At 30.3% G+C, this 21237-nt stretch carries 21 protein-coding genes and 1 tRNA gene; 9 read left to right on the top strand and 13 right to left on the bottom strand.

Going from position 1 to position 21237, the window contains the following annotated elements; all coding sequences use genetic code 11:
* Positions 1-50 precede the first annotated feature (50 nt).
* Positions 51-125, bottom strand: a tRNA-Pro gene (locus ACN5J4_RS04445).
* Between the two features lie 174 nt (positions 126-299).
* Here ACN5J4_RS04445 and trxB point away from each other — a divergent pair.
* Positions 300-1238 (top strand): thioredoxin-disulfide reductase, encoded by a 939-nt coding sequence (trxB, locus tag ACN5J4_RS04440; RefSeq protein ID WP_418650944.1) that lies wholly within the window; start codon positions 300-302, stop codon positions 1236-1238.
* Positions 1239-1427: 189 nt separating this feature from the next.
* Here the strand turns inward: trxB and ACN5J4_RS04435 are convergent, their stop codons facing one another.
* The 5 genes from ACN5J4_RS04435 to ACN5J4_RS04415 all read right to left on the bottom strand — a co-directional run bounded on the left by ACN5J4_RS04435 (position 1428) and on the right by ACN5J4_RS04415 (position 8585).
* Positions 1428-2558, bottom strand: a complete 1131-nt coding sequence (locus ACN5J4_RS04435) for a M14 family metallopeptidase (protein WP_418650943.1) — start codon at positions 2556-2558, stop codon at positions 1428-1430.
* Positions 2559-2688: 130 nt separating this feature from the next.
* Complete coding sequence (locus ACN5J4_RS04430) at positions 2689-4485, bottom strand: acyl-CoA dehydrogenase family protein (protein WP_418650942.1); 1797 nt, start codon at positions 4483-4485, stop codon at positions 2689-2691.
* A gap of 19 nt (positions 4486-4504) precedes the next feature.
* On the bottom strand, positions 4505-5695 hold the full coding sequence (locus ACN5J4_RS04425; protein ID WP_418650941.1) for an acetyl-CoA C-acyltransferase: 1191 nt from the start codon (positions 5693-5695) through the stop codon (positions 4505-4507).
* An 11-nt stretch (positions 5696-5706) separates the two neighbouring features.
* A complete protein-coding gene (locus ACN5J4_RS04420; protein WP_418650940.1) occupies positions 5707-8112 on the bottom strand; it encodes a 3-hydroxyacyl-CoA dehydrogenase NAD-binding domain-containing protein in 2406 nt (801 codons plus the stop codon).
* A gap of 23 nt (positions 8113-8135) precedes the next feature.
* A complete protein-coding gene (locus tag ACN5J4_RS04415) occupies positions 8136-8585 on the bottom strand; it encodes a MarR family winged helix-turn-helix transcriptional regulator (RefSeq protein ID WP_418651134.1) in 450 nt (149 codons plus the stop codon).
* A gap of 191 nt (positions 8586-8776) precedes the next feature.
* Between ACN5J4_RS04415 and ACN5J4_RS04410 the strand changes: the two genes are divergently transcribed.
* From ACN5J4_RS04410 to ACN5J4_RS04395, 4 genes are read left to right on the top strand one after another with little or no spacing between them, the layout of a single operon-like run.
* Positions 8777-9706 carry an ABC transporter ATP-binding protein gene (locus ACN5J4_RS04410; RefSeq protein WP_418650939.1) on the top strand — a complete coding sequence of 310 codons (930 nt, stop codon included), beginning with the start codon at positions 8777-8779 and terminating at the stop codon, positions 9704-9706.
* A gap of 1 nt (position 9707) precedes the next feature.
* A complete protein-coding gene (locus ACN5J4_RS04405; RefSeq protein WP_418650938.1) occupies positions 9708-11036 on the top strand; it encodes an ABC transporter permease in 1329 nt (442 codons plus the stop codon).
* 5 nt (positions 11037-11041) lie between these two features.
* Positions 11042-11866: a mechanosensitive ion channel family protein gene (locus ACN5J4_RS04400; RefSeq protein WP_418650937.1), complete on the top strand. Its 825-nt coding sequence runs from the start codon at positions 11042-11044 to the stop codon at positions 11864-11866.
* A gap of 49 nt (positions 11867-11915) precedes the next feature.
* Positions 11916-13079 carry a sigma-54-dependent transcriptional regulator gene (locus ACN5J4_RS04395; protein ID WP_418650936.1) on the top strand — a complete coding sequence of 388 codons (1164 nt, stop codon included), beginning with the start codon at positions 11916-11918 and terminating at the stop codon, positions 13077-13079.
* Between the two features lie 96 nt (positions 13080-13175).
* Here ACN5J4_RS04395 and ACN5J4_RS04390 read toward each other — a convergent pair whose 3' ends face one another.
* Genes ACN5J4_RS04390 through ACN5J4_RS04380 form a run of 3 tightly spaced genes read right to left on the bottom strand, consistent with a single transcriptional unit; the run spans position 13176 to position 14090 of the window.
* Positions 13176-13382 carry a hypothetical protein gene (locus ACN5J4_RS04390; RefSeq protein WP_418650935.1) on the bottom strand — a complete coding sequence of 69 codons (207 nt, stop codon included), beginning with the start codon at positions 13380-13382 and terminating at the stop codon, positions 13176-13178.
* Positions 13363-13725 carry a hypothetical protein gene (locus ACN5J4_RS04385; RefSeq protein WP_418650934.1) on the bottom strand — a complete coding sequence of 121 codons (363 nt, stop codon included), beginning with the start codon at positions 13723-13725 and terminating at the stop codon, positions 13363-13365. The genes ACN5J4_RS04390 and ACN5J4_RS04385 overlap by 20 nt, the downstream gene beginning before the upstream one ends.
* Positions 13725-14090: a YtxH domain-containing protein gene (locus ACN5J4_RS04380; protein WP_418650933.1), complete on the bottom strand. Its 366-nt coding sequence runs from the start codon at positions 14088-14090 to the stop codon at positions 13725-13727. The genes ACN5J4_RS04385 and ACN5J4_RS04380 overlap by 1 nt, the downstream gene beginning before the upstream one ends.
* 167 nt (positions 14091-14257) lie before the next feature.
* Between ACN5J4_RS04380 and ACN5J4_RS04375 the strand changes: the two genes are divergently transcribed.
* Positions 14258-15793 (top strand): GH3 family domain-containing protein, encoded by a 1536-nt coding sequence (locus ACN5J4_RS04375; protein ID WP_418650932.1) that lies wholly within the window; start codon positions 14258-14260, stop codon positions 15791-15793.
* On the opposite strand, the gene ACN5J4_RS04370 is transcribed toward ACN5J4_RS04375, so the two are convergent.
* Complete coding sequence (locus ACN5J4_RS04370; RefSeq protein WP_418650931.1) at positions 15790-16359, bottom strand: hypothetical protein; 570 nt, start codon at positions 16357-16359, stop codon at positions 15790-15792. The two genes, ACN5J4_RS04375 and ACN5J4_RS04370, sit on opposite strands and share 4 nt — an antisense overlap.
* Before the next feature lie 266 nt (positions 16360-16625).
* On the opposite strand from ACN5J4_RS04370, the gene ACN5J4_RS04365 reads away from it, so the two are divergent.
* The 3 genes from ACN5J4_RS04365 to ACN5J4_RS04355 all read left to right on the top strand — a co-directional run bounded on the left by ACN5J4_RS04365 (position 16626) and on the right by ACN5J4_RS04355 (position 17950).
* Positions 16626-17267: a peroxiredoxin gene (locus ACN5J4_RS04365; protein WP_418650930.1), complete on the top strand. Its 642-nt coding sequence runs from the start codon at positions 16626-16628 to the stop codon at positions 17265-17267.
* A 92-nt stretch (positions 17268-17359) separates the two neighbouring features.
* Positions 17360-17668, top strand: coding sequence for a thioredoxin family protein (locus tag ACN5J4_RS04360; protein WP_101916733.1), 309 nt, complete (start codon positions 17360-17362; stop codon positions 17666-17668).
* A 24-nt stretch (positions 17669-17692) separates the two neighbouring features.
* Complete coding sequence (locus tag ACN5J4_RS04355) at positions 17693-17950, top strand: DUF6952 family protein (protein WP_418650929.1); 258 nt, start codon at positions 17693-17695, stop codon at positions 17948-17950.
* 74 nt (positions 17951-18024) lie between these two features.
* Here ACN5J4_RS04355 and tyrS read toward each other — a convergent pair whose 3' ends face one another.
* The 3 genes from tyrS to ACN5J4_RS04340 all read right to left on the bottom strand — a co-directional run bounded on the left by tyrS (position 18025) and on the right by ACN5J4_RS04340 (position 21235).
* Positions 18025-19230 (bottom strand): tyrosine--tRNA ligase, encoded by a 1206-nt coding sequence (tyrS, locus tag ACN5J4_RS04350; RefSeq protein ID WP_418650928.1) that lies wholly within the window; start codon positions 19228-19230, stop codon positions 18025-18027.
* A 333-nt stretch (positions 19231-19563) separates the two neighbouring features.
* Positions 19564-20097: a GNAT family N-acetyltransferase gene (locus tag ACN5J4_RS04345; protein WP_233883642.1), complete on the bottom strand. Its 534-nt coding sequence runs from the start codon at positions 20095-20097 to the stop codon at positions 19564-19566.
* Between the two features lie 118 nt (positions 20098-20215).
* Positions 20216-21235 (bottom strand): TQO small subunit DoxD, encoded by a 1020-nt coding sequence (locus ACN5J4_RS04340; RefSeq protein WP_418650927.1) that lies wholly within the window; start codon positions 21233-21235, stop codon positions 20216-20218.
* Positions 21236-21237 lie beyond the last annotated feature (2 nt).

Raw genomic sequence — 21237 nt, 5'->3', positions numbered from 1 at the left:
GATAATCTTACGATTACCAAGGTTTTGATGTTAATTGATTATTAATTTAGTCGGGGTGGCAGGATTCGAACCTGCGACCTCCTCGTCCCAAACGAGGCGCGATGACCGGGCTACGCTACACCCCGTACGATTATCGGTGTGCAAATATATAAAAAAATATATATATCATACAAAAAAAATATTTTTTTGTTTTTTAATAAATAGTAATGTTTAATAGATTAATCATCAAAATATATATTAAAAGAAGATATTAGATGTTAAAAAAAATTACATTTGTAATTTAAAAAAAAATTTAGACAATGGCAGAAAAAATAAAATGTTTGATTATTGGTTCAGGACCAGCAGGATATACGGCTGCAATATATGCCGCAAGAGCAGATATGAAACCTGTAATGTATACAGGAATGCAAATGGGAGGTCAATTAACTACAACAACAGAGGTTGATAATTTTCCAGGATATGCAAATGGTACAGACGGAACTGCAATGATGAATGATTTACAGAAACAAGCAGAGCGTTTTGGTACTGAAGTTCGTTTTGGAATGGTAACAAAAGTTGATTTAAGTACAAAAAAAGGAGGTATTCATAAAGTTATTGTTGATGAAACTACTGAAATAGAAGCAGAAACAATTATTATATCAACAGGTGCAACTGCTAAATATTTAGGTTTAGAAAGTGAGCAACGTTTGATAGGGGGAGGTGTTTCTGCATGTGCTACTTGTGATGGTTTTTTTTATAAAGCACAAGACGTAGTTGTTGTAGGGGCCGGAGATACTGCTGCCGAAGAAGCAACCTATCTGGCTAATATTTGTAATAAGGTTACTTTATTAGTTAGAAAAGATTACATGAGAGCATCAAAAGCAATGCAACATCGAGTGAAAAAAACAGCAAATATTGAGGTGTTATACAATACTGAAATTGAGGAAGTTTTAGGAGATAAAGTTGTTGAAGGAGTTCGTATTGTAAATAATCAAACAAAAGAAAAAAATAAAGTTGATGTAACAGGTGTCTTTATAGCCATAGGGCATAAACCAAATTCAGATCTATTTAAAGGTGTTTTAGATATGGATGAGGTTGGGTACTTAATAACTAAAGGAAAATCAACGAAAACAAATTTACCAGGTGTTTTTGCCGCTGGAGATATTCAAGATAAAGAATACCGTCAAGCAGTAACTGCAGCAGGTTCAGGTTGTATGGCTGCCTTAGATGCTGAGCGTTATTTAGGTGCTTTAAAATAAGCTTTAAAATTAATAATAAAAAAGAGTGCTTACATTTTTATAGGCGCTCTTTTTTTAGAGTTTATATTAATTAAGGGCGTTACCCAAAAGGGTCGCGCTTTCGCTACTCGCTTTTTTTGTTTGAAAAAAACAAAAAAGAGCTCAAACAAACCGCTCTATCGCTAACGCAAAACATAAACTAACTAAAAATTAGTTTAAAAAATTATTTAGTGCTGTTAAAAAAGAAGCACCTAAAACTTCCGAACGTTCTGCTGACCACCCTTTTTCTAAATCAGGAATAGCGTCATTATCTTTAAAAGGCATTTCTAAGGTAAAAGATAGTGTTTTAAAAAGTTCGCCAATTTGTTTAGAGCAAACACCTAAATTAGCTTGATTTGGTAAGCTATTTTTATATTTATAAGTGTCTTGAAATTCAGGAGTTACTGACATCCATTCATTTTTAAAGCGAATTTCTTCGGATAAAATTTCATCAGTAATACTAGGGATTCCTTGTAAACTAGTTACAAAATTATATGGAATAGCTTCATCACCATGAACATCTAATAAAAAATCTAAACCAGTTTCTTGCATTTTTTGTTTGCAATAAAAAACTTCAGGCTCGGTATTTTTATTAGGATTTTCCCAAACTCTATTGTAGTTTATTCCTAAGGTATTTACTCTTAGGTTTCCTGCAATACTTCCATCAATATTCATATTTGTAATCAAATAAAAACAACAGTTTTTTAATAATTTATCAATAATACTATCTTCTGAAATATCTTTAGAAATAAAACAATCTATAATACCTTTCATAAACCACTCAGCCATACTTTCACCAGGATGTTGACGTGCAATAATCCAAATATTTTTTTTATCGGTACCAGGTGTTCCAAACTGTAAAAGTTCTATAGGTTTGTTATTGATTGTTTTACCTAAAATAGTTGTTGAGCATAAATTACTTTTAGATGCTGTTGTTACTAAATCAATATGCTGTTTGTAAGAAAAAGGAGTAAAGTAAGCAAAGTAAACTTCGGGTTCAGTAGGTATAATACTAAAATAAAGTTTACCATTTTTATATTCGGTATTTTGTAAACGGAACCAATTGTTATTGTTGTAAGAAGCATTTGTTTTGTAGCCATCCCATCCATCAGAAAAAGCACTATGACTGGCATTTTCAATACAAAAACTATATTTTTCACCTATAGTAATATTGGTAATTTTAAAATAAAACCACTGAAAAAAATCAGAGTTAGTGTCATTTCGAATATTTAGTTGAGCGCTGTTTTCTTGTTGAGATATTATGATAATATTACCAGCATCAAAATTACTTATAATTTGCATATTTTTTTAAAAGTAGAAAATTGTGTTAATAGTTATTAAATGTATTTATAAGAAGCTGTAAAGTAAATAAAAAAGATCGCCAAAACTTAATTTGACGATCTAAAATATAATAAATTATAGAACTGTTCTTTTAAAAGCAGTATTTATTTTCTGCTTTTAACTTTTCAGCAATTGTATTACGTAATCCAATTACATTTGGTTGATTAGTATATTTTGTAAAACGTTTTAATCCCATTAACATCATACGTTGCTCATCACCTTCTGCAAATGACACAATACCTTCTTTGGCATTTTTAATAATAATATCTACAGCGTTGTATAAGTATAATTGCGACATAGCTATTTGTTCTTTTTGAGAGTCTTCTCCAAAACGTTTTGCATTTTTTTCAGTCCTTAAAATAGCAGATTCTGCCATATAAGTTTCAATTAAAATATTAGAAGCAGCCGTTAACAATTGTTGATGTTGTTCTAATTCTGTTCCAAATTTTTGAATAGCAGCTCCTGCAACCATTAAAAATACTTTTTTCAATTTAGCTACCATTTCTTTTTCTTCTGCAAATAATTCAGAATAATCAGGGGTATCAAAAGAAGGAATTCCTAATAATTCTTCACCAACAGCCATTGCCGGATTTAATAAATCTACATGACCCTTCATTGCTTTTTTAACCAACATTCCAACAGAAAGTAATCTGTTAATTTCGTTTGTTCCTTCATAAATACGAGCAATACGAGCGTCTCTCCAAGCCGATTCCATAGGGGTTTCTTCAGAGAATCCCATACCTCCAAAAATTTGGATTCCTTCATCAGCACAAGCTTGTACATCTTCAGAAACAGCCACTTTTAAAATAGAACATTCAATAGCATATTCTTCAACACCTTTTAATTCTGCCTCTTGATGTGTATTTCCTTCAGCTTCACGTAAAGCAATTCTGTCTTCAATATTTTTAGCAGCTCTATACGATGCAGATTCTCCTACATATGCATTGGTTGCCATTTCTGCTAATTTCATTTTGATAGCACCAAACTCAGAAATAGCAGTTTTAAATTGCTTACGTTCATTTGCATAATTAATAGCAATACTTGTAACTCTTCTTTGAGAGTCTAAACAAGCAGCCGCTAATTTAATACGTCCAATATTTAAAGCATTCATGGCAATTTTAAAACCATTTCCTCTTGCCGATAACATATTTTCAATAGGAACAATAGTATCATTATAAAATACTTGACGAGTAGAAGAAGCACGAATTCCTAATTTATGTTCTTCTTCACCTAAAGTAATTCCGTTTGCATTGTTTTTATCATATTCAACAATAAAACCAGTAATATTTTTATCATCTTCAATACGCGCAAAAACAATCATAACGTTACAAAAACCTGCGTTTGAAATCCACATTTTTTGTCCGTTTAACTTATAATGCGTTCCATCTTCAGATAATGTTGCAGTTGTTTTTCCTGAATTAGCATCAGATCCAGCACCTGGTTCTGTTAAACAGTACGAACCAAACCATTCACCAGAAGCTAATTTTGGTACATATTTTTGTTTTTGAGCTTCAGTTCCGTACAAAGTAATTGGCATTGTACCAATACCTGTATGCGCTCCAAAAGCAGTACTAAAAGAACCTGTTCCGCTTGATATATAATCACACGTTAGCATGGTAGAAACAAACCCCATTCCTAATCCGCCGTAAGCTTCAGGAACAGAAACACCTAAGAAACCTAATTCTCCAGCTTTACGCATTACCTCTTCGGTTAAGGCGTAATCTTTTGCTTCAAAACGAGCTTTATGAGGCATAATTTCACGGTCGTTAAATTCACTAACCGCTTCTTTCATCATTTTTTGCTCTTCAGTAAAATCTTCAGGAGTAAAAACGTCTTCACATTTTGTTTCTTTTACTAGAAATTGACCTCCTCTTAATAAATCTGCCATTTTTTGTTTTTTTTAGTTATTAGTTTAAGAATTCGAAAATACCTGCAGCACCTTGTCCTGTACCTACGCACATGGTTACCATACCGTATTTTCCTTGCATATTACGCTTGCGCATTTCATCGAATAATTGAACAGATAATTTAGCACCTGTACAACCTAACGGATGTCCTAATGCAATTGCACCACCATTTACGTTTATGATGTCTGCATCTAATCCTAATTCACGAATTACGGCTAAAGATTGTGAAGCAAATGCTTCGTTTAGCTCAATTAAGCTAATATCTTCTTGTTTTAATCCTGCTTGTTTTAATGCTTTTGGAATTGCAGCAACTGGGCCAATTCCCATAATTCTTGGCGGTACACCAGCAGCGGCATAACTTACCATACGAGCAATTGGTTTGATATTTAATTCCTTTACCATTTCTTCGCTCATTACCATTACAAAGGCAGCACCATCACTAGTTTGTGATGAGTTACCAGCAGTTACGCTTCCGTTTGTAGCAAACACAGGACGTAAACGTTCTAAACCAGCAATATTTGAACCTTTACGAGGTCCTTCATCTTTAGTTACTGTATATTTTCTTGTAGCTTTTTTTCCGTTTTCATCTACATAAGTTTCTTCAACTTCAATAGGTACTATTTGCTCTTGAAAACGATTTTCTGCTTGTGCTCTTAAAGCTTTTAAATGTGAGTTTAAAGCAAATTCATCTTGATCTTTACGAGAAATATTATATTTTTCAGCAACTGCTTCTGCAGTATTTCCCATTCCCCAATAATAATCTGCATGACCGTCAGCAACTAAATCGTAATTTAATTCTGGTTTAAAACCAGTCATTGGTACAGAACTCATACTTTCAGCACCACCAGCAATAATACAATTTGCCATTCCTGATTGAATTTTAGCCACTGCCATACTAATAGTTTCTAATCCTGATGAACAAAAACGGTTTACCGTTACTCCAGGAACGTCATCAATTTTTAATCCCATTAATGAGATTAAACGTGCCATGTTTAAACCTTGCGAACCTTCAGGCATTGCGTTACCAACAATAACATCGTCGATACGTTTTTTATCAAACTCAGGTAACTGCTCCATTAAATATTCAATAGTTTCAGCAGCTAATTCATCAGCTCTTTTAAACCTGAATACACCTTTTTTAGATTTTCCAATAGCGGTTCTATATCCTTTTACTATATATGCTGTTTTCATTTTTCTTTTTTTTAGTTACGTAAAGGTTTACCCGTTTTCAACATTTGCTGAATACGTTCTAATGATTTACGCTCTGTTGTTAAACTTAAAAATGCTTCACGCTCTAGGTTTAATAAATACTGTTCAGAAACTCTTGTTGGCTCTGATAAATCTCCACCAGCCATTACATACGCTAGTTTATTAGCGATTTTTTGGTCGTGTTCAGATATAAATCTACTTGCATGCATAGAATCAGTAGCTACCATAAATGCACCTAAGGCTTGTTTTCCTAAAACTAACACATCTTTACGAAGTACGGGTTGTGTATAACCAGCTTCTGCCATTAATACGGCATGCTTTTTAGCTTGTGCAATTTGACGTTCTCTGTTTACTACAACAACATCTTTTCCTTTTTGTAATAAGCCTAAATCAAAAGCTTCATAGGCAGAAGTACTTACTTTTGCCATACCAATGGTTAAGAAATATTCTTGCAATACGTTTAATTGAACATCTCCTGTATGGAACGTATCTGAAGCACGCAATGCCATTTCTTTAGAACCACCACCACCAGGGATAACTCCAACACCAAATTCTACTAATCCCATATAGGTTTCAGCAGCGGCAACAACTTTATCAGCATGTAATGATAATTCACATCCACCACCTAACGACATTCCGTGAGGCGCAGCAATGGTAGGAATTGAAGAATAACGCATACGCATCATCGTATCTTGAAAATACTTAATAGCCATATTTAATTCGTCATATTCTTGTTCAACAGCCATCATAAATATCATTCCGATATTTGCTCCAACCGAGAAATTTGCTCCTTGATTACCAACAACTAATCCTTGGAAATCTTTTTCAGCTAAATCAATTGCTTTGTTTAATCCTGCTAAAACATCGCCACCAATAGTGTTCATTTTAGATTGAAATTCACAATTTAAAATACCATCACCTAAATCTTCAATAACAACGCCAGAATTTTTAAAGACCTCTTTTGTTTTTCTGATATTATCTAAAATGATAAATGAATCTTGCCCTGGTTTTTTTAGTTGTGCTTTTGCAGAAACATCATAAAAATAGGTAGCTCCTTCTTTAACAGAATAAAAAGATTTTTGCCCATTTGCAACCATTTCGGTAATCCAAGTAGCAGGTTGGTTTCCTTCGGCTTTCATTAATTCGATACCTTTTTCGATACCAACGGCATCCCAAATTTCGAAAGGCCCGTTTTCCCAACCAAAACCAGCTTTCATGGCATCGTCAATTTTATACAATTCGTCAGAAATTTCTGGAATCCTATTTTGAACATAGGCAAACATTGCTGCGAAGTTTTTACGGTAAAACTCTCCCGCTTTATCTTTTCCGCCAACCAACACTTTAAATCTGTCAATTGGTTTATCAATAGTTTTTGTTAATTCTAAAGTTGCAAATTTCGCACGTTTTTTAGAACGATATTCCATCGTTTCTAAATCTAAAGTCAAAATTTCTTTTTTCCCTTCAGCGTTTACAACTTTTTTATAAAAACCTTGTTTTGTTTTACTTCCTAACCATTTATTTTCCATCATTGTATTGATGAAACTAGGTAGTTTGAATAAATCGTGTGCTTCGTCGTTCGGGCAGTTTTCGTAAATACCGTTAGCAACGTGTACTAAAGTATCTAAACCAACAACATCAACAGTTCTAAAAGTTGCCGATTTTGGGCGACCAATTACAGGACCTGTTAATTTATCAACCTCTTCAACGGTTAAACCTAATTCTTTTACTTGATGAAATAAAGATTGAATCCCGAAGATTCCAATTCTGTTACCAATAAAAGCAGGAGTATCTTTAGCTAAAACTGAAGTTTTTCCTAAAAATTTAGAACCATAATCCATTAAGAAATCAGTGACTTCTTGTTTACAATTAGGACCAGGAACAACTTCAAATAACTTTAAATAACGTGGAGGATTAAAAAAGTGAGTTACAGCAAAATGTTTCTGAAAATCTTCGCTTCTTCCTTCGTTCATAAACTTGATAGGAATACCTGAAGTGTTAGACGAAATAATAGTACCAGGAGTACGGTATTTTTCTAGTTTTTCAAAAACGATTTTTTTAATATCTAATCGTTCTACAACAACTTCCATAATCCAATCAACATCGGCAACTTTTGCAATATCGTCTTCTAAATTACCTGTAGTAATTCTACTAGCAAATTTTTGAGAATAAATTGGCGATGGTTTCGATTTTAAAGAAGCCGTTAAAGCGTCATTAACCAAACGATTACGAACAGCTTTGTCTTCTAACGTTAGTCCTTTTGCTTTTTCTTTGTCGTTCAGTTCTCTAGGAACAATGTCTAATAATAAGACTTCAACGCCAATGTTTGCAAAATGACATGCAATACCGCTTCCCATAATACCCGAACCGATAATTGCTACTTTTTTAATTCTTCTTGTCATTTGTTTTTTGGTTTTATACAGCTTTATTTATTGGTATCAATATACACCATCTTTTCTGTAATAAGTTTATTTATGGTTGTTGTTACTTTAAAAAAAAGATTTAACTCTTCTTTAGTAAGGTGTTTTTTTACTTCATTATTAAATTGATATACATGTCCTTTTGAAATTTCACGCATTTCTTTACCATAATCAGTAAGTTTTACAATTACGCTTCTTCCATCGTTCGGGTTTTTTTTTCTACAAATAATACCTTTATCTTCCATCGTTCTTAATAAACGCGAAAGGCTTGTAGGTTCCATTCCCATTAAAGGACCTAATGAGGTAGAAGGGGTTCCTGTTTCAAAATCAATATTCAATAATACAAAAGCAGTTGCCATAGTACTGTCATGCTTTGCAGCTTGTTCGTTATACATTTTTGCAACAGCTTGCCATGTGGCTCTTAATTGATGATCTATTGATTTATTTTTATCCATGTCTAGCCAAAGATAAGTAAATTTATTATGCATGCATAGTATTTAAATTGAAAGTTATGCGTGCATAGTAAATTTAACATTAAATTAAACTGTAACGTTTGCTATAAAGTTGTTACAAATCATTTTAAAAATATGTAAGTTTGTAAGTACTAATTTTTTGATAGGCAACCTTTAAATTAACAAAGAAATTAATGAGTAATTTATTAGAAATTAAAAATATAGTTAAGTGTTACGGTAACTATACTGCGCTAAATAATGTATCACTTACTATTTCTAAAGGAAGTGTTTTTGGTTTGTTAGGGCCAAACGGAGCAGGTAAAACATCTTTGATTAGAATTGTTAATCAAATAACGATGCCCGATAGCGGGGAAATAATTTTAGATGGTGAAAAATTAGCACCACATCATATAGAGTATATTGGTTATTTACCTGAAGAGCGAGGCTTATACAAATCAATGAAAGTTGGAGAGCAAGCTTTATATTTAGCTCAGTTAAAGGGTATGAGTAAGAGTGAAGCGAAGAAACGCTTAAAATATTGGTTTGATAAGTTTGATATTTCTGCTTGGTGGGATAAGAAAATTGAAGAATTATCAAAAGGAATGGCTCAAAAAGTACAGTTTATAGTTACAGTATTACATCAACCAAAATTGTTAATTTTTGATGAACCTTTTTCAGGATTTGACCCTATTAATGCACAATTAATAGCTAAAGAAATTTTACAACTTCGCGATGAAGGAGCTACAATTATTTTTTCAACCCACCGAATGGAATCTGTAGAAGAAATGTGTGATGAAATTGCATTAATTGATAAATCAAATAAAATTTTAGATGGCAAACTAAATGATATTAAACGATTGTTTAAAACTAATACTTTTCAGGTAGGTTTACAAACAGCAAATCCAAAAGAAGTAGTAGCGGTACTAAAGAAAAATTATGAAGTATTACCTGCAGATTTTAAATTATTAAACGAAGGTTTAACAATGAATGTAAAATTAACAAAAACCAATTCGGCAAATGATTTATTGTCATTTTTAGTTAGTAAGGGAGAGGTACAGCATTTTGTAGAATTAATACCAAATGCAAATGATATTTTTATTCAGGCAATAAATAAAAATAATTAAAATGAGTAGGAGTAAGTTACGATTAATTATAGCGCGTGAGTTTATTGCTAAGGTTAGAAATAAATCATTTATAATGATGACTTTTTTAAGCCCTTTGCTGGTAATACTTATGGGGGCATTGGTTTTTTACTTAATGAAAAAGAACGATGAGCAAGTTAAAGAAATAGTATATGTTGATGAGTCTGGTTTGTTTTTAAAAGATATTTTCAAAGATTCAAAAACGATTACTTATCAAAACTTTACAGCTTTAGGATTAGAGGCTTCGAAAAAAAAGGTAGCTCAAGGTGACTATTATGGTGTTTTATACATTCCAAAACAAGATAGTTTGGAAATATTAGCAAATTCAATTCAGTTTTTTTCTTCAGACTCACCAAGTATATCGGTTATAGGAGGTTTAGAGAGTAAAATAGATGAAAAAATTCAAAATGAAAAATTAACTAAATTTGGAATTGATTTAACACATATTAAAGCGTCTAAAATAACTTCTGAAATAAAAATGTTAAATTTTTCGGGCGAAAAATCATCTAAATTAATAAATGGGTTAAAAATAGCTTTAGGTGGTGTAGCAGGTTATTTATTGATGATGTTTGTTATGATTTATGGAACTTCCGTAATGCGAAGTGTTATTGAAGAAAAAACGAGTAGAATTATAGAAATTATTGTTTCTTCTGTTAAACCTTTTCAATTAATGTTGGGTAAAATTATTGGAAATGCTTCGGCAGGTTTATTACAGTTTTTTATTTGGGGAGTTTTACTTTTTATATTTAGTTTAATAGTTTCTTTTGTTTTTGGAGTAGATATGATGGAAATGCAAACAGCAAAAATTTCTTCAAATGAAATGGGGTCAATACAAAAAATAGTTGGAGATAAAGCCGAAATGATTGTTCAAGAAATTTTTAGACTACCATTGCTAAAAATGTTTTTTTTGTTTATTTTTTACTTTTTAGGTGGTTATATGTTGTATAGCTCTTTATTTGCAGCAGTTGGAGCTGCTGTAGATAATGAAACAGATACACAACAGTTTATGATGCCTATTATGTTGCCTTTAGTTTTAGGGGTTTATGTAGGTTTTGCAACGGTAATGAATGATCCTCATGGGCCAGTATCGGTAATATTTTCATATATTCCATTTACTTCACCAATTGTAATGCTAATGCGTATTCCGTTTGGAGTTGCTTGGTGGGAAATAGCTATATCAATGATATTATTAATACTTACTTTTATGGTAATTGTATGGGTGGCTGCGAAAATTTACCGTGTAGGAATTTTAATGTATGGAAAAAAACCAACCTATAGAGATTTATGGAAATGGATTTGGTATAACGGATAAAGGGAATGAAAGAACTAAACGAAATACTTAATTACACGCTACAATTTAATAAAGATGTAGGTATAAGCCTTAGGGCAATTTTAATGTTGCTATTAGTCTTAATTTTTGCTTCTTTTTTATTGAAATATTTTGAAAAATTTGTAAAAAAAAGACTTCAAAATGAAGATAAAAATAAATTTAACACTGTTTTTTCTTTTGCTAGTTGGTTGTTGTATATTATTATATTATTAGTAACCTTAAACTCATTAGGAGTAAATGTAACTGCAATTTTTGCAGCTTCAGCAGCACTATTAATAGGTGTTGGTTTAGCATTACAAACTTTTTTTCAAGATATAATATCGGGTATTTTTATTATTTTAGATCAAAGTGTACATGTTGGAGATATTATAGAATTAGATGATAAAGTAGGTAGGGTAGAGGAAATAAAATTACGTACCACAAGGGCTGTTACTATAGATAATAAAGTTTTAGTAATACCAAATCATAAATATTTATCAAACAGTTTATATAACTGGACACAAAATGGAACCACCACACGTGAGCATATAAAGATAGGCGTTGCTTATGGAAGTGATGTTCAGTTAGTGAAAAGATTGCTATTAAAAATAGCAAATGAGCACCCTAAAATATTTAAACATCCAGAACCTGTAGTAATTTTTGAAGACTTTGGGGAAAGTTCGTTAGATTTTAAGTTGGTTTTTACTTTAAATGATAGTTTTCAGGCACAAATACCCAAAAGTGAAATTCGTTTTAAAATTGACGAATTGTTTAGAGAGTATAATATTTCAATTCCATTTCCTCAAAGAGATATCCATATTATTAAAAGTTAAGTTTAAGGGCTTGGTTTTTGATGTGTTTAATAAATAAAATTATAAAAGAATGTCAAAAATATTAATCATAGAAGACGAAGCTGCAATTCGTAGAGTTTTAAAAAAAATTATTTCAGAAGAAAATGAAACCTACCATGTAGAGGAGGCTGAAAATGGGTTAGTTGGAATTGAAATGATTAAAAATGAAGATTATGATTTAGTGTTATGTGATATTAAAATGCCAAAAATGGATGGTGTTGAAGTGTTAGAAAAGGCTAAAATAATGAAACCAGAAACACCAATAGTAATGATTTCTGGGCATGGAGATATAGATACAGCCGTAAACACAATGCGTTTAGGAGCCTTTGATTATATATCAAAACCACCCGATTTAAACCATTTGTTAAACACGGTTCGTAATGCTTTAGATAAAAAAGAGCTAGTTGTAGAAAATAAGCGACTTAAAAAGAAGGTAAGTAAAAATTACCAAATGATTGGTGAAAGCAATGTTATTATACATATTAAACAAATTATTGAAAAAGTAGCTGCTACAGATGCACGTGTTTTAATTACTGGACCAAACGGAACAGGAAAAGAATTAGTAGCTCATTGGTTGCATGAAAAATCAGATAGAGTAAAAGCTACAATGATTGAAGTTAATTGTGCAGCAATACCTTCTGAATTAATAGAAAGCGAATTATTCGGACATGTAAAAGGTTCTTTTACAGGTGCTAACAAAGATAGAGCCGGAAAGTTTGAAGCAGCAAATGGAGGAACTATTTTTTTAGATGAAATTGGCGATATGAGTTTATCTGCACAAGCTAAGGTATTAAGAGCTTTACAAGAAAATAAAATACAACGTGTAGGTTCAGATAAAGATATAAAGGTAAATGTACGTATTGTTGCTGCAACAAATAAAGACTTGAAGAAAGAAATTTCAGAGGGGCGTTTTCGTGAAGATTTATACCATCGTTTAGCTGTTATTTTAATTAAAGTGCCTGCTTTAAACGACCGCAGAAGTGATATTCCATTATTAATAGATTTCTTTTCAGTAAAAATATCAGAAGAACAAGGAATGACTAAAAAAGAGTTTTCTAAAGAGGCTATAAAATTACTACAAGAATATGATTGGACAGGTAATATTCGTGAATTACGCAATGTGGTAGAACGTTTAATTATTTTAGGTGAAAAAGAAATTTCAGAAAAAGATGTAAAACTCTTTGCAAGTAAATAATTATTCTTAAAGTAATATTAAAAAACAACTAAAGCTACTTTAAAAAGTAGCTTTAGTTGTTTTTTAATATTACTTAGTTATAAAATGTATTGTAATCTATTTAACAAATTTTTTAGCAATATTATAAACTCCAAGTTTTCCAATTATTTTAACAAAACTTTGCATCCATTTACTAATAGAAATATCATCTTTAAATTGTTTTTTTATAAGTTTTAATTCTTCTATAGAAATATCTCGTTTTATTTTTAAATATTTTAAATCATGCGCTACTTCCTTATTATTATTATAAACTTTTCTCATCATTAAAGTATTTTTTAGATAAACTTCTAATAACTAAATTTTCTACGTAGTTTCTTGAAAAATAAGCGATCAAAGCAAAAGATAAAAAAAATAAAGTAACTATAATTTGCCCTAAACTTTCACTTTCAAAATAATTATTTATACTCATAGATAATGCTAACGCTAAAAAAATAAAGCTAATAAGCATGAACACTCCTATTATAGCAAAATTAAAAATCATACTAAGAGAGGAGGTTAATACTTGAAAAATTTTAAGTTTATAATATTTTTCAGAATTTTTAAATAATTCCTCCCCTTTATCTATTGCTTTTTCTGAGGTAGTATGAAGTGATTTTAAAACAGACATTATTTTGTTTGTAATTTTTTATTTCTATCTTTTAATATTTTTAATTTTTTTTCTAAGTTAGAAATTACATCATCGGCTTTATAGCTAGCATCAGAAATAATAACATCTAATTTTTCTTCTAAAGTATTAGCTTTAGAATGTAATGTATCAGTAACATTTTCTTTTATTTCAGATGCTTTTTGTGCCATTGTATTTTTTAAAATAGAAGCCTCTGTTTCAACGGTATCTTTTGCCGCAATAGCTCCTTCAGTAATTTTAGATCGTGTATTACTTCCTTTATCAGGAGCAAATAAAATTCCAAGCCCAGCACCTACTGCTACACCTGCTAACACGCTAAGAATACTACCATTATTATTATTACTCATAACTAAATTGATTTAAAAGGTTATTAATTTTTGTACACTACAAAGTTATGTATGTTGTAAATTGAGTATTAACTCAATAGAAACAAATGTTAACTCGAAAGAAAGCTTATACTTGTAGGTTTATTTTCTTTCTATATTTTTGAGATAGGATATAAAAAAATAAAAAAATGGCAATTTTAGGAGGCATTATAAAAAGTATGATTGATTTAGCAAATGTATTTACAGCAGATGATGATCATATAGTGAATCAACAAAAAGTATTACAACATTTATTAACGACTGCTAAAAATACTCAGTTTGGAAAGTTTTATAATTTTGAAAATATTTTAAAAGATAAAAATTATGAAAATACGTTTGCTAAAAACATCCCCTTTTTTGATTACGACACGATAAATAATAAATGGTTGTCTAAATTACATAAAGGTAAACAAAATATAACATGGCCCACAAGTCCTAATTACTTTGCTCTAAGTTCTGGCACAACGGGTTCTTCTAGTAAAAGAATACCTGTTACAGATGAAATGTTAGAGGTGATTAAACAATCGGGAGTAAAACAAATATTAGCCTTAAAAAACTTTAATTTACCCGCCAGTTTTTTTGAAAAAGAAATAATGATGCTTGGTAGTTCTACCAATTTAAATGAAAGAAAAGATGCAAAAGAGGAAGGTGAAATAAGTGGTATAACGGCAAGTAATATTCCTTTTTGGTTTAAAAGTTATTACAAACCTGGTGAAGATATTGCTAAAATAAGTGATTGGGATACACGTGTGCAAAAAATTGCTGAGGATGCAGCAAAATGGGATATCGGTGCTTTAAGCGGAATTCCATCTTGGATAGAATTAATGCTACAGAAAGTAATTGCATATCACAACCTGAATAATATTCACGAAATATGGCCAAATCTTCAAGTATATACTTCAGGGGGGGTGGCGTTTAGTCCCTATGAAAAAAGTTTTAAAGCATTATTAGGAAAAGAAGTTACGGTAATAGATACTTATTTAGCATCCGAAGGATATATAGCAACACAAGTAAGACCAGAAACTAAAGCAATGCAGTTAAATACAAATGGAGGTATTTATTTTGAGTTTGTTCCTTTTAAACCTGAATATATACTTTCGAACGGATCTTTAAAAAATGATGCTCCTTCTGTTACTTTAAAAGATGTCAAGTTAAATCAAGATTATGTTTTAATTATAAGTACGGTAAGTGGTTTATGGAGATACCTTATAGGTGATACAATTGAATTTACTGATGTTAAAAGAGCCGAAATAAAAATTACAGGACGAACAAAATTTTTCTTAAATATTGTAGGGTCGCAATTATCTGTTAATAAAATGGATGCAGGGATGAGGAGTTTAGAAGAGCGATTTAATACACAAATAACAGAGTATACTATTTGTGCAAAACAACATAAAGATGATAAATTTTATCATATTTGGTATATAGGAACAGATTTAAAAGAAGATGAAATACTAATTGCTGAAAAATTAGATGAATTTTTAAAAGGAGCAAATAAAAATTACAAAGTTGCACGAGGTAAAGCTTTAGAAGGTGTAAAAGTAAACATAATACCTGCTACTATTTTTCATAATTGGAGCGAGATAAATAAGAAAAAAGGAGGTCAGGTAAAAATGGAAAGAGTTATGGGGAGTGAAAAATTTGCTAAATGGGAAGCTTTTGTGAAAGAAGAACTAAAATCTTAAGGTTTTGAAGTAACATTATTACGGTTGTTAACCAGTTGAATAATTTCTTCAGGAGATAAATAATAACGTTTTATTCTATTTTTATAAGCTTGTGTTATATCGGCATTATTTAATATGAAGTTTTTGGTTTTCATAATATAATCCTCCATTCCTTGTTGAATAGCAAAATGGTCGGCTTTTCTTTCGGCGTTAATAATATGTTTTTCGAGAAATATATATTTGAAACCAAAACATATTAGTTGAGAATTACTCATTTCTTCATAATCCATAATATGTCCAAGTTCATGACCTATCCAGCCAATAAATACGTCATGTGGGATATCTCTTGTTTTTAAATCAGTACCAGATATTTTAAATTTTTCACTGATAAAAATAACATAATGCCTAGGTTTTTTTCCGAATAAAACGTTTAAAAACTGAGGTTGTGCTTGCATAGTCGATTTTTTAATGTCTTTTTTAAATTTAAAGGTAATAGGTATGTCTTCTAAAGACGGAAAGTAAGAAAGTGCTTTTGCTACCTTAGTTAAAATATTTTCAGGAATTCTTTTATTCTTTAAGTTACTCATGATTTTAGTTTAATTATATCCAAAAATAGTAGAATAAGCGTAGTTAAATTAACGTATATAAAACTATAATTAACTCTTTTATGTTATAGGTTTAAAAAGATAATTGTTTATTTAAAGAATAGTGTAGGTTAATAATTTTAGTTGTTTGTTATAATTAAAATTGATATTGATATAAAAAATTAGCATTAACTTTTTTACTTTCTACTAGTTTTGCTTGCTATATTTGTGGGAGTAAAAACAAATAATAATTTATAAAAAATAAAAAAATGGCAACAGCAGTAGGTAAAAAATTTCCAAGTTTAAGCGTAGATGCAATGAATGAAATGGGAGATACTTTTCAAGTAAATGTTTTAGAAGAAGCAGTGAAAAATAAGAAAAAAGTATTATTATTTTGGTACCCAAAAGATTTTACTTTTGTTTGTCCTACCGAATTACATGCTTTTCAAGCGGCTTTAGGTGAATTTGAAAAAAGAAATACCGTAGTAATTGGTGCTTCTTGTGATACTCCTGAAGTTCACTTTGCTTGGTTAAACCAATCTAAGGATAACGGAGGTATTGAAGGTGTAACATATCCTTTATTAGCAGATAGCAACCGTAACTTGTCATCAATTTTAGGTATTTTAGATATTACTGATGAGGTTTTTGACGAAGCAACACAAACCGTACAAGTAGTTGGCGATAACGTAACATATAGAGCTACGTATTTAATCGACGAAGAAGGAACCGTGTTTCATGAAGGAATTAATCATATGCCAGTAGGTCGTAACGTAAACGAATTTTTACGTTTAATCGATGCGTATGCACACGTTCAGAAAAATGGAGAAGTATGTCCTGCAAACTGGGAAGAAGGGAAAGATGCCATGAAGCCAAATGCAAAAGGAACAGCTGAATATTTAGCTTCTCACTAAAAAAATAATTATTATTTTATTGAAAGGAAATAAGTTCGTGTACTAAATTGGGGGATTAAAATACACGAACTCCTTTCTAACAACAACAAATTATGATACAAGAATTAAGTCAAGATAACTTAGCGGATTTAGTAGCAAGTAATAAAAAGGTAGCAGTGCAATTCTCGGCAACTTGGTGTGGAAATTGTCGTATTATGAAGCCGAAATTTAAAAAATTAGCTTCTGAAAATGAAGAAATTACTTTTCTAATTGTTGATGCCGAGAAATTTCCTGAAAGTAGAAAATTAGCAGACGTTAGTAATTTACCAACCTTTGCAACTTTTGTTGATGGTAAATTTGTAAATCAAGTACAAACCAATAAATTTGATTCTTTAAAAGAATTAATCAACGAAGTTGTATAATTAAAGTACCTTAAAAATAGCCGTATGAAATTACCTGTAATAAAACATTTAACTTCTTTTATTGAAGAAAATGACCAAGATTATATCTTAGAAACTATTGAAACTTTAGAGGCTTTAACAGAAGTTCCATCTTTAAAAGATGAAGAATTAGACGTTATTGGTGAGTTAATTTCCAATATGTACGGAGCTATTGAAGTTGATAAAATGATAAAAGATGGTACTCCTAAAAAAGAAGCATTGAATATTTTTATGAAACGTGTTTTAGGATCGATTGATAAATAATCATAAAAAAATAACGAATAATAATTTTTAAATTATTTGATAAAATCCCAAGCTTTATGGCTTGGGATTTTTTGTTATTTCAATTCATGAAAACTTCTTTTTCCTATCTTAATTTTCATTTCTTTGGTTAGTGAAATATTGGTTTGCGGATCGGTTATTTTTTGACTATTGACTTGAATCGCTCCACTTATAATAAGTCTTTTAATGGCAGATTTTGTTAAATCATTCTTTAAGAAACTACATAAATTAGTTAACGTAATGATATTTTCTTTTGCTTGAATCGATTTTAAACTTACAGGATGATATGCTTTATTTTCGGCTTTTTTACTTTGAAATTGATTGATAAAAAAAAGTTCAGCATCTTTTGCTGCTTGTTCATTATAATATTGTTTAATAATATTTTTAGCGATTATTTTTTTAATTTCCATAGGATTTTCTCCCGTACTTAACCGTTTTAAAATTGCTTGTTTTTCTAATACTGAAAAATCAGTTGTAAGCTTTAAAAATTCGGTAATTAAATCATCAGAAATAGACATTATTTTACCAAAAATATCAGTTGGTTCATCAGTTAATCCAATGGTATTGTTGAGTGATTTACTCATTTTTTCTTTACCATCTAAACCTCTTAATAACGGCATACACATTATTATTTGCGGACTCATATTAAAGCTTTGCTGAATTTGTCTTCCCATGGTACAGTTAAAAAGTTGATCGGTTCCGCCCATTTCAATATCCGCTTTTATTTTTACAGAATCATATCCTTGTAAAATAGGGTATACCAATTCATGCATAGCAATTGGGGTGTTTTCTGTAAATCGTTTGTTAAAATCATTTCGATGCATTAATTGAGCAACCGTAACTTTCGATAAAAGTTGAATAACATCAGAAAAAGAAAGTGTTTCTAGCCATTCAGAATTATAAACAATTTTAGCTTTTGATAGCTCAATAATTTTAGCTAATTGTTGTAAATAAGTTTCGGCATTATACTGTACTTCTTTGGTTGATAAAGGTTTTCTACTTTTATTTTTTCCAGTAGGATCACCAATTTTTGCGGTAAAACTTCCAACTAATATTATTATATGATGTCCTAAATCTTGAAATTCTCTTAATTTTTTTAAGACCACAGCATGTCCTAAGTGAAGATCTGGCGCAGTAGGATCAAACCCAAGTTTAATAATTAATTTTCGATTTTCTTTGCTAACTTCTTGTAGTTTTTCTTCGAGACCTTTTTCAGGAAGAATAATTGCTACATTTTCTTTTAATTTGTTGATTGTATCCATTTTTTTTGCATAAAAAAAAGCCCGAGCAAAATGCTCGGGCTTTAGGTTTTGGTAGTATATAGTATTTTTAATTTAAAATATATGCATAGCCTATCCGAGTACTCATTATATGGTAATAATAAGTACTGAAAAAAGGAAGACGTAATATGCTTTTCAAAAATTTCATTTTGATATTTAACAATCTTTAATTGTTTTTTGCCTATTTATTTTAGGCTGAATTTTTAATCTTATTATTTTATCTTAAAAAATAAGATTAAAATCAAGCTATAAAATTATATAAAAACAAGTTGTTAAACAAGTTATCTAATCGATTAAAATTTAAAACTGTTTTTTTTACCTATTTTTAAAAATAATAGGTTGATATATTGTGGTAAATTTCTCAAAATCTTTTGAACAAATAAGGCTAGGATATGACATTAAAAGTAATTGAAAAGCTTCTTTTCCTACTGATAAAGCGGGGGTTTCATAATAATGTGAATTTAGTTGAAAACCAATTCGTTCATAAAATTGTATTCTACGTTTATTGATTTTACTATTTGGTAATTCTACTTCTAATAAAACAGTTTTACGACTATTTTTTATAAAATTTTCAAGTATTTTTTTACCATATCCTTTATTTCTATGGATTGAATCCGTGGCAAAATGGTCTATAAAATGTAATGATTCAAAATTCCACCAGAGTAAAAAACCAATAAATTTATTTTCATGAAGGATCACTTCAAAATGATATTTTGAATTTTTTAAGATGATAATTTGTGTGTCTAATAAGCGTCGTTCTTCTTCAGGAAAAGCTTCTTGATAAAGTTTCCAAGCTTCTGAAAAATAAGTATCTGTAATGTTTTTAAGTCGTTTAATTTCGAAATTCATAACTAGAAATCGTTTTTAATGCTTTTATCAGCAAATTAAATTATAGAAAGCTCAAAATACTATTAAAATAGTATTTTGAGCTAACTTGATTAAAGAATAAAGGAAAGTATTAACTATTTTAGTCTTTAGAAATTTTATGTTCCCAGTATGCACCACTAATATCTGTAATTTTTACAGTGTATATTCCTTTTGATAGTGTGTTTAATATATCTTTTTTAAAGCGTAGTGTTGCTTTTGCTCCTAAAGGAATAATCAAACTATGCTTTGCTGGTTTTATTTTGGCAACATAATAATTGGAAATATTTTCTTTTTTAAAGGAAGCTAAATCTTTTTGATTATACTTAAAAATAGTATTTTTTTGTGCATCAAATAATTCAATAGCGATGGTCCAAGAGCCGTAAACATCAACGCCTTCAGTTCTAAAAACATCAAAAGAAAGAATATTATTTTTTATTTTACCTTGTGTAATTTCAAGTGTTGGTTTTACCGATTTGTTGTGAAGCGTACCCCATAATCCGCCGTGAAATACTTGATTTGTCATCAATGTCATTCCTAAAATAAACAGTGAACCAATGAGTACAACTTTTGGAAATATAGTGTCTTTAATTGGTAAAATTCCTGATGCTAACCAAGCAAACCAGTTCTTTTTGGTTATAGAAAAATTATTTTTAATCAGATAATTATCTAATGAATACGTACCACTTCCTGTTAAAAATAAGACAAAACCAGTTGCAATACCGAGTACTCCAATTTGCCATTCATCCAGACAAGTAGTGCCAATCCATCCTGAACCAAGAAGAATTCCCATTGCTAAGAAAAATACGCCAATACTCATTATTCGGGTAAATAATCCGAAGATAATAAACAGGCCAACAATTCCTTCAATAATAGTAAAAATAACCATGTTTAACCATAGCATATCTGGATTTTCAACGAGATACTGAATAATAGGTTTTATGCCTAGTGCATTAGGTAAAAAGTGATTAAATTTTTCACCAATATACCCCGCAACTTCAGGGTCTAGTTTGTTTGCTAAAATGGTTCTTCTCCAAAAAGCTGAAAAATATGTCCAACCAATTACCAATCTTATTGCGAGTACTAAAAGTCCTGCATCATTTTTTATATTGATATTTTTCATTA

This window comes from Tenacibaculum aestuariivivum, assembly GCF_964507685.1.
In the GTDB taxonomy this organism is placed as follows: Bacteria; Bacteroidota; Bacteroidia; order Flavobacteriales; family Flavobacteriaceae; genus Polaribacter; species Polaribacter aestuariivivum.
Note: the sequence above shows the minus strand (reverse complement) of the source record. Positions and strands in the feature narration are given on the sequence as shown.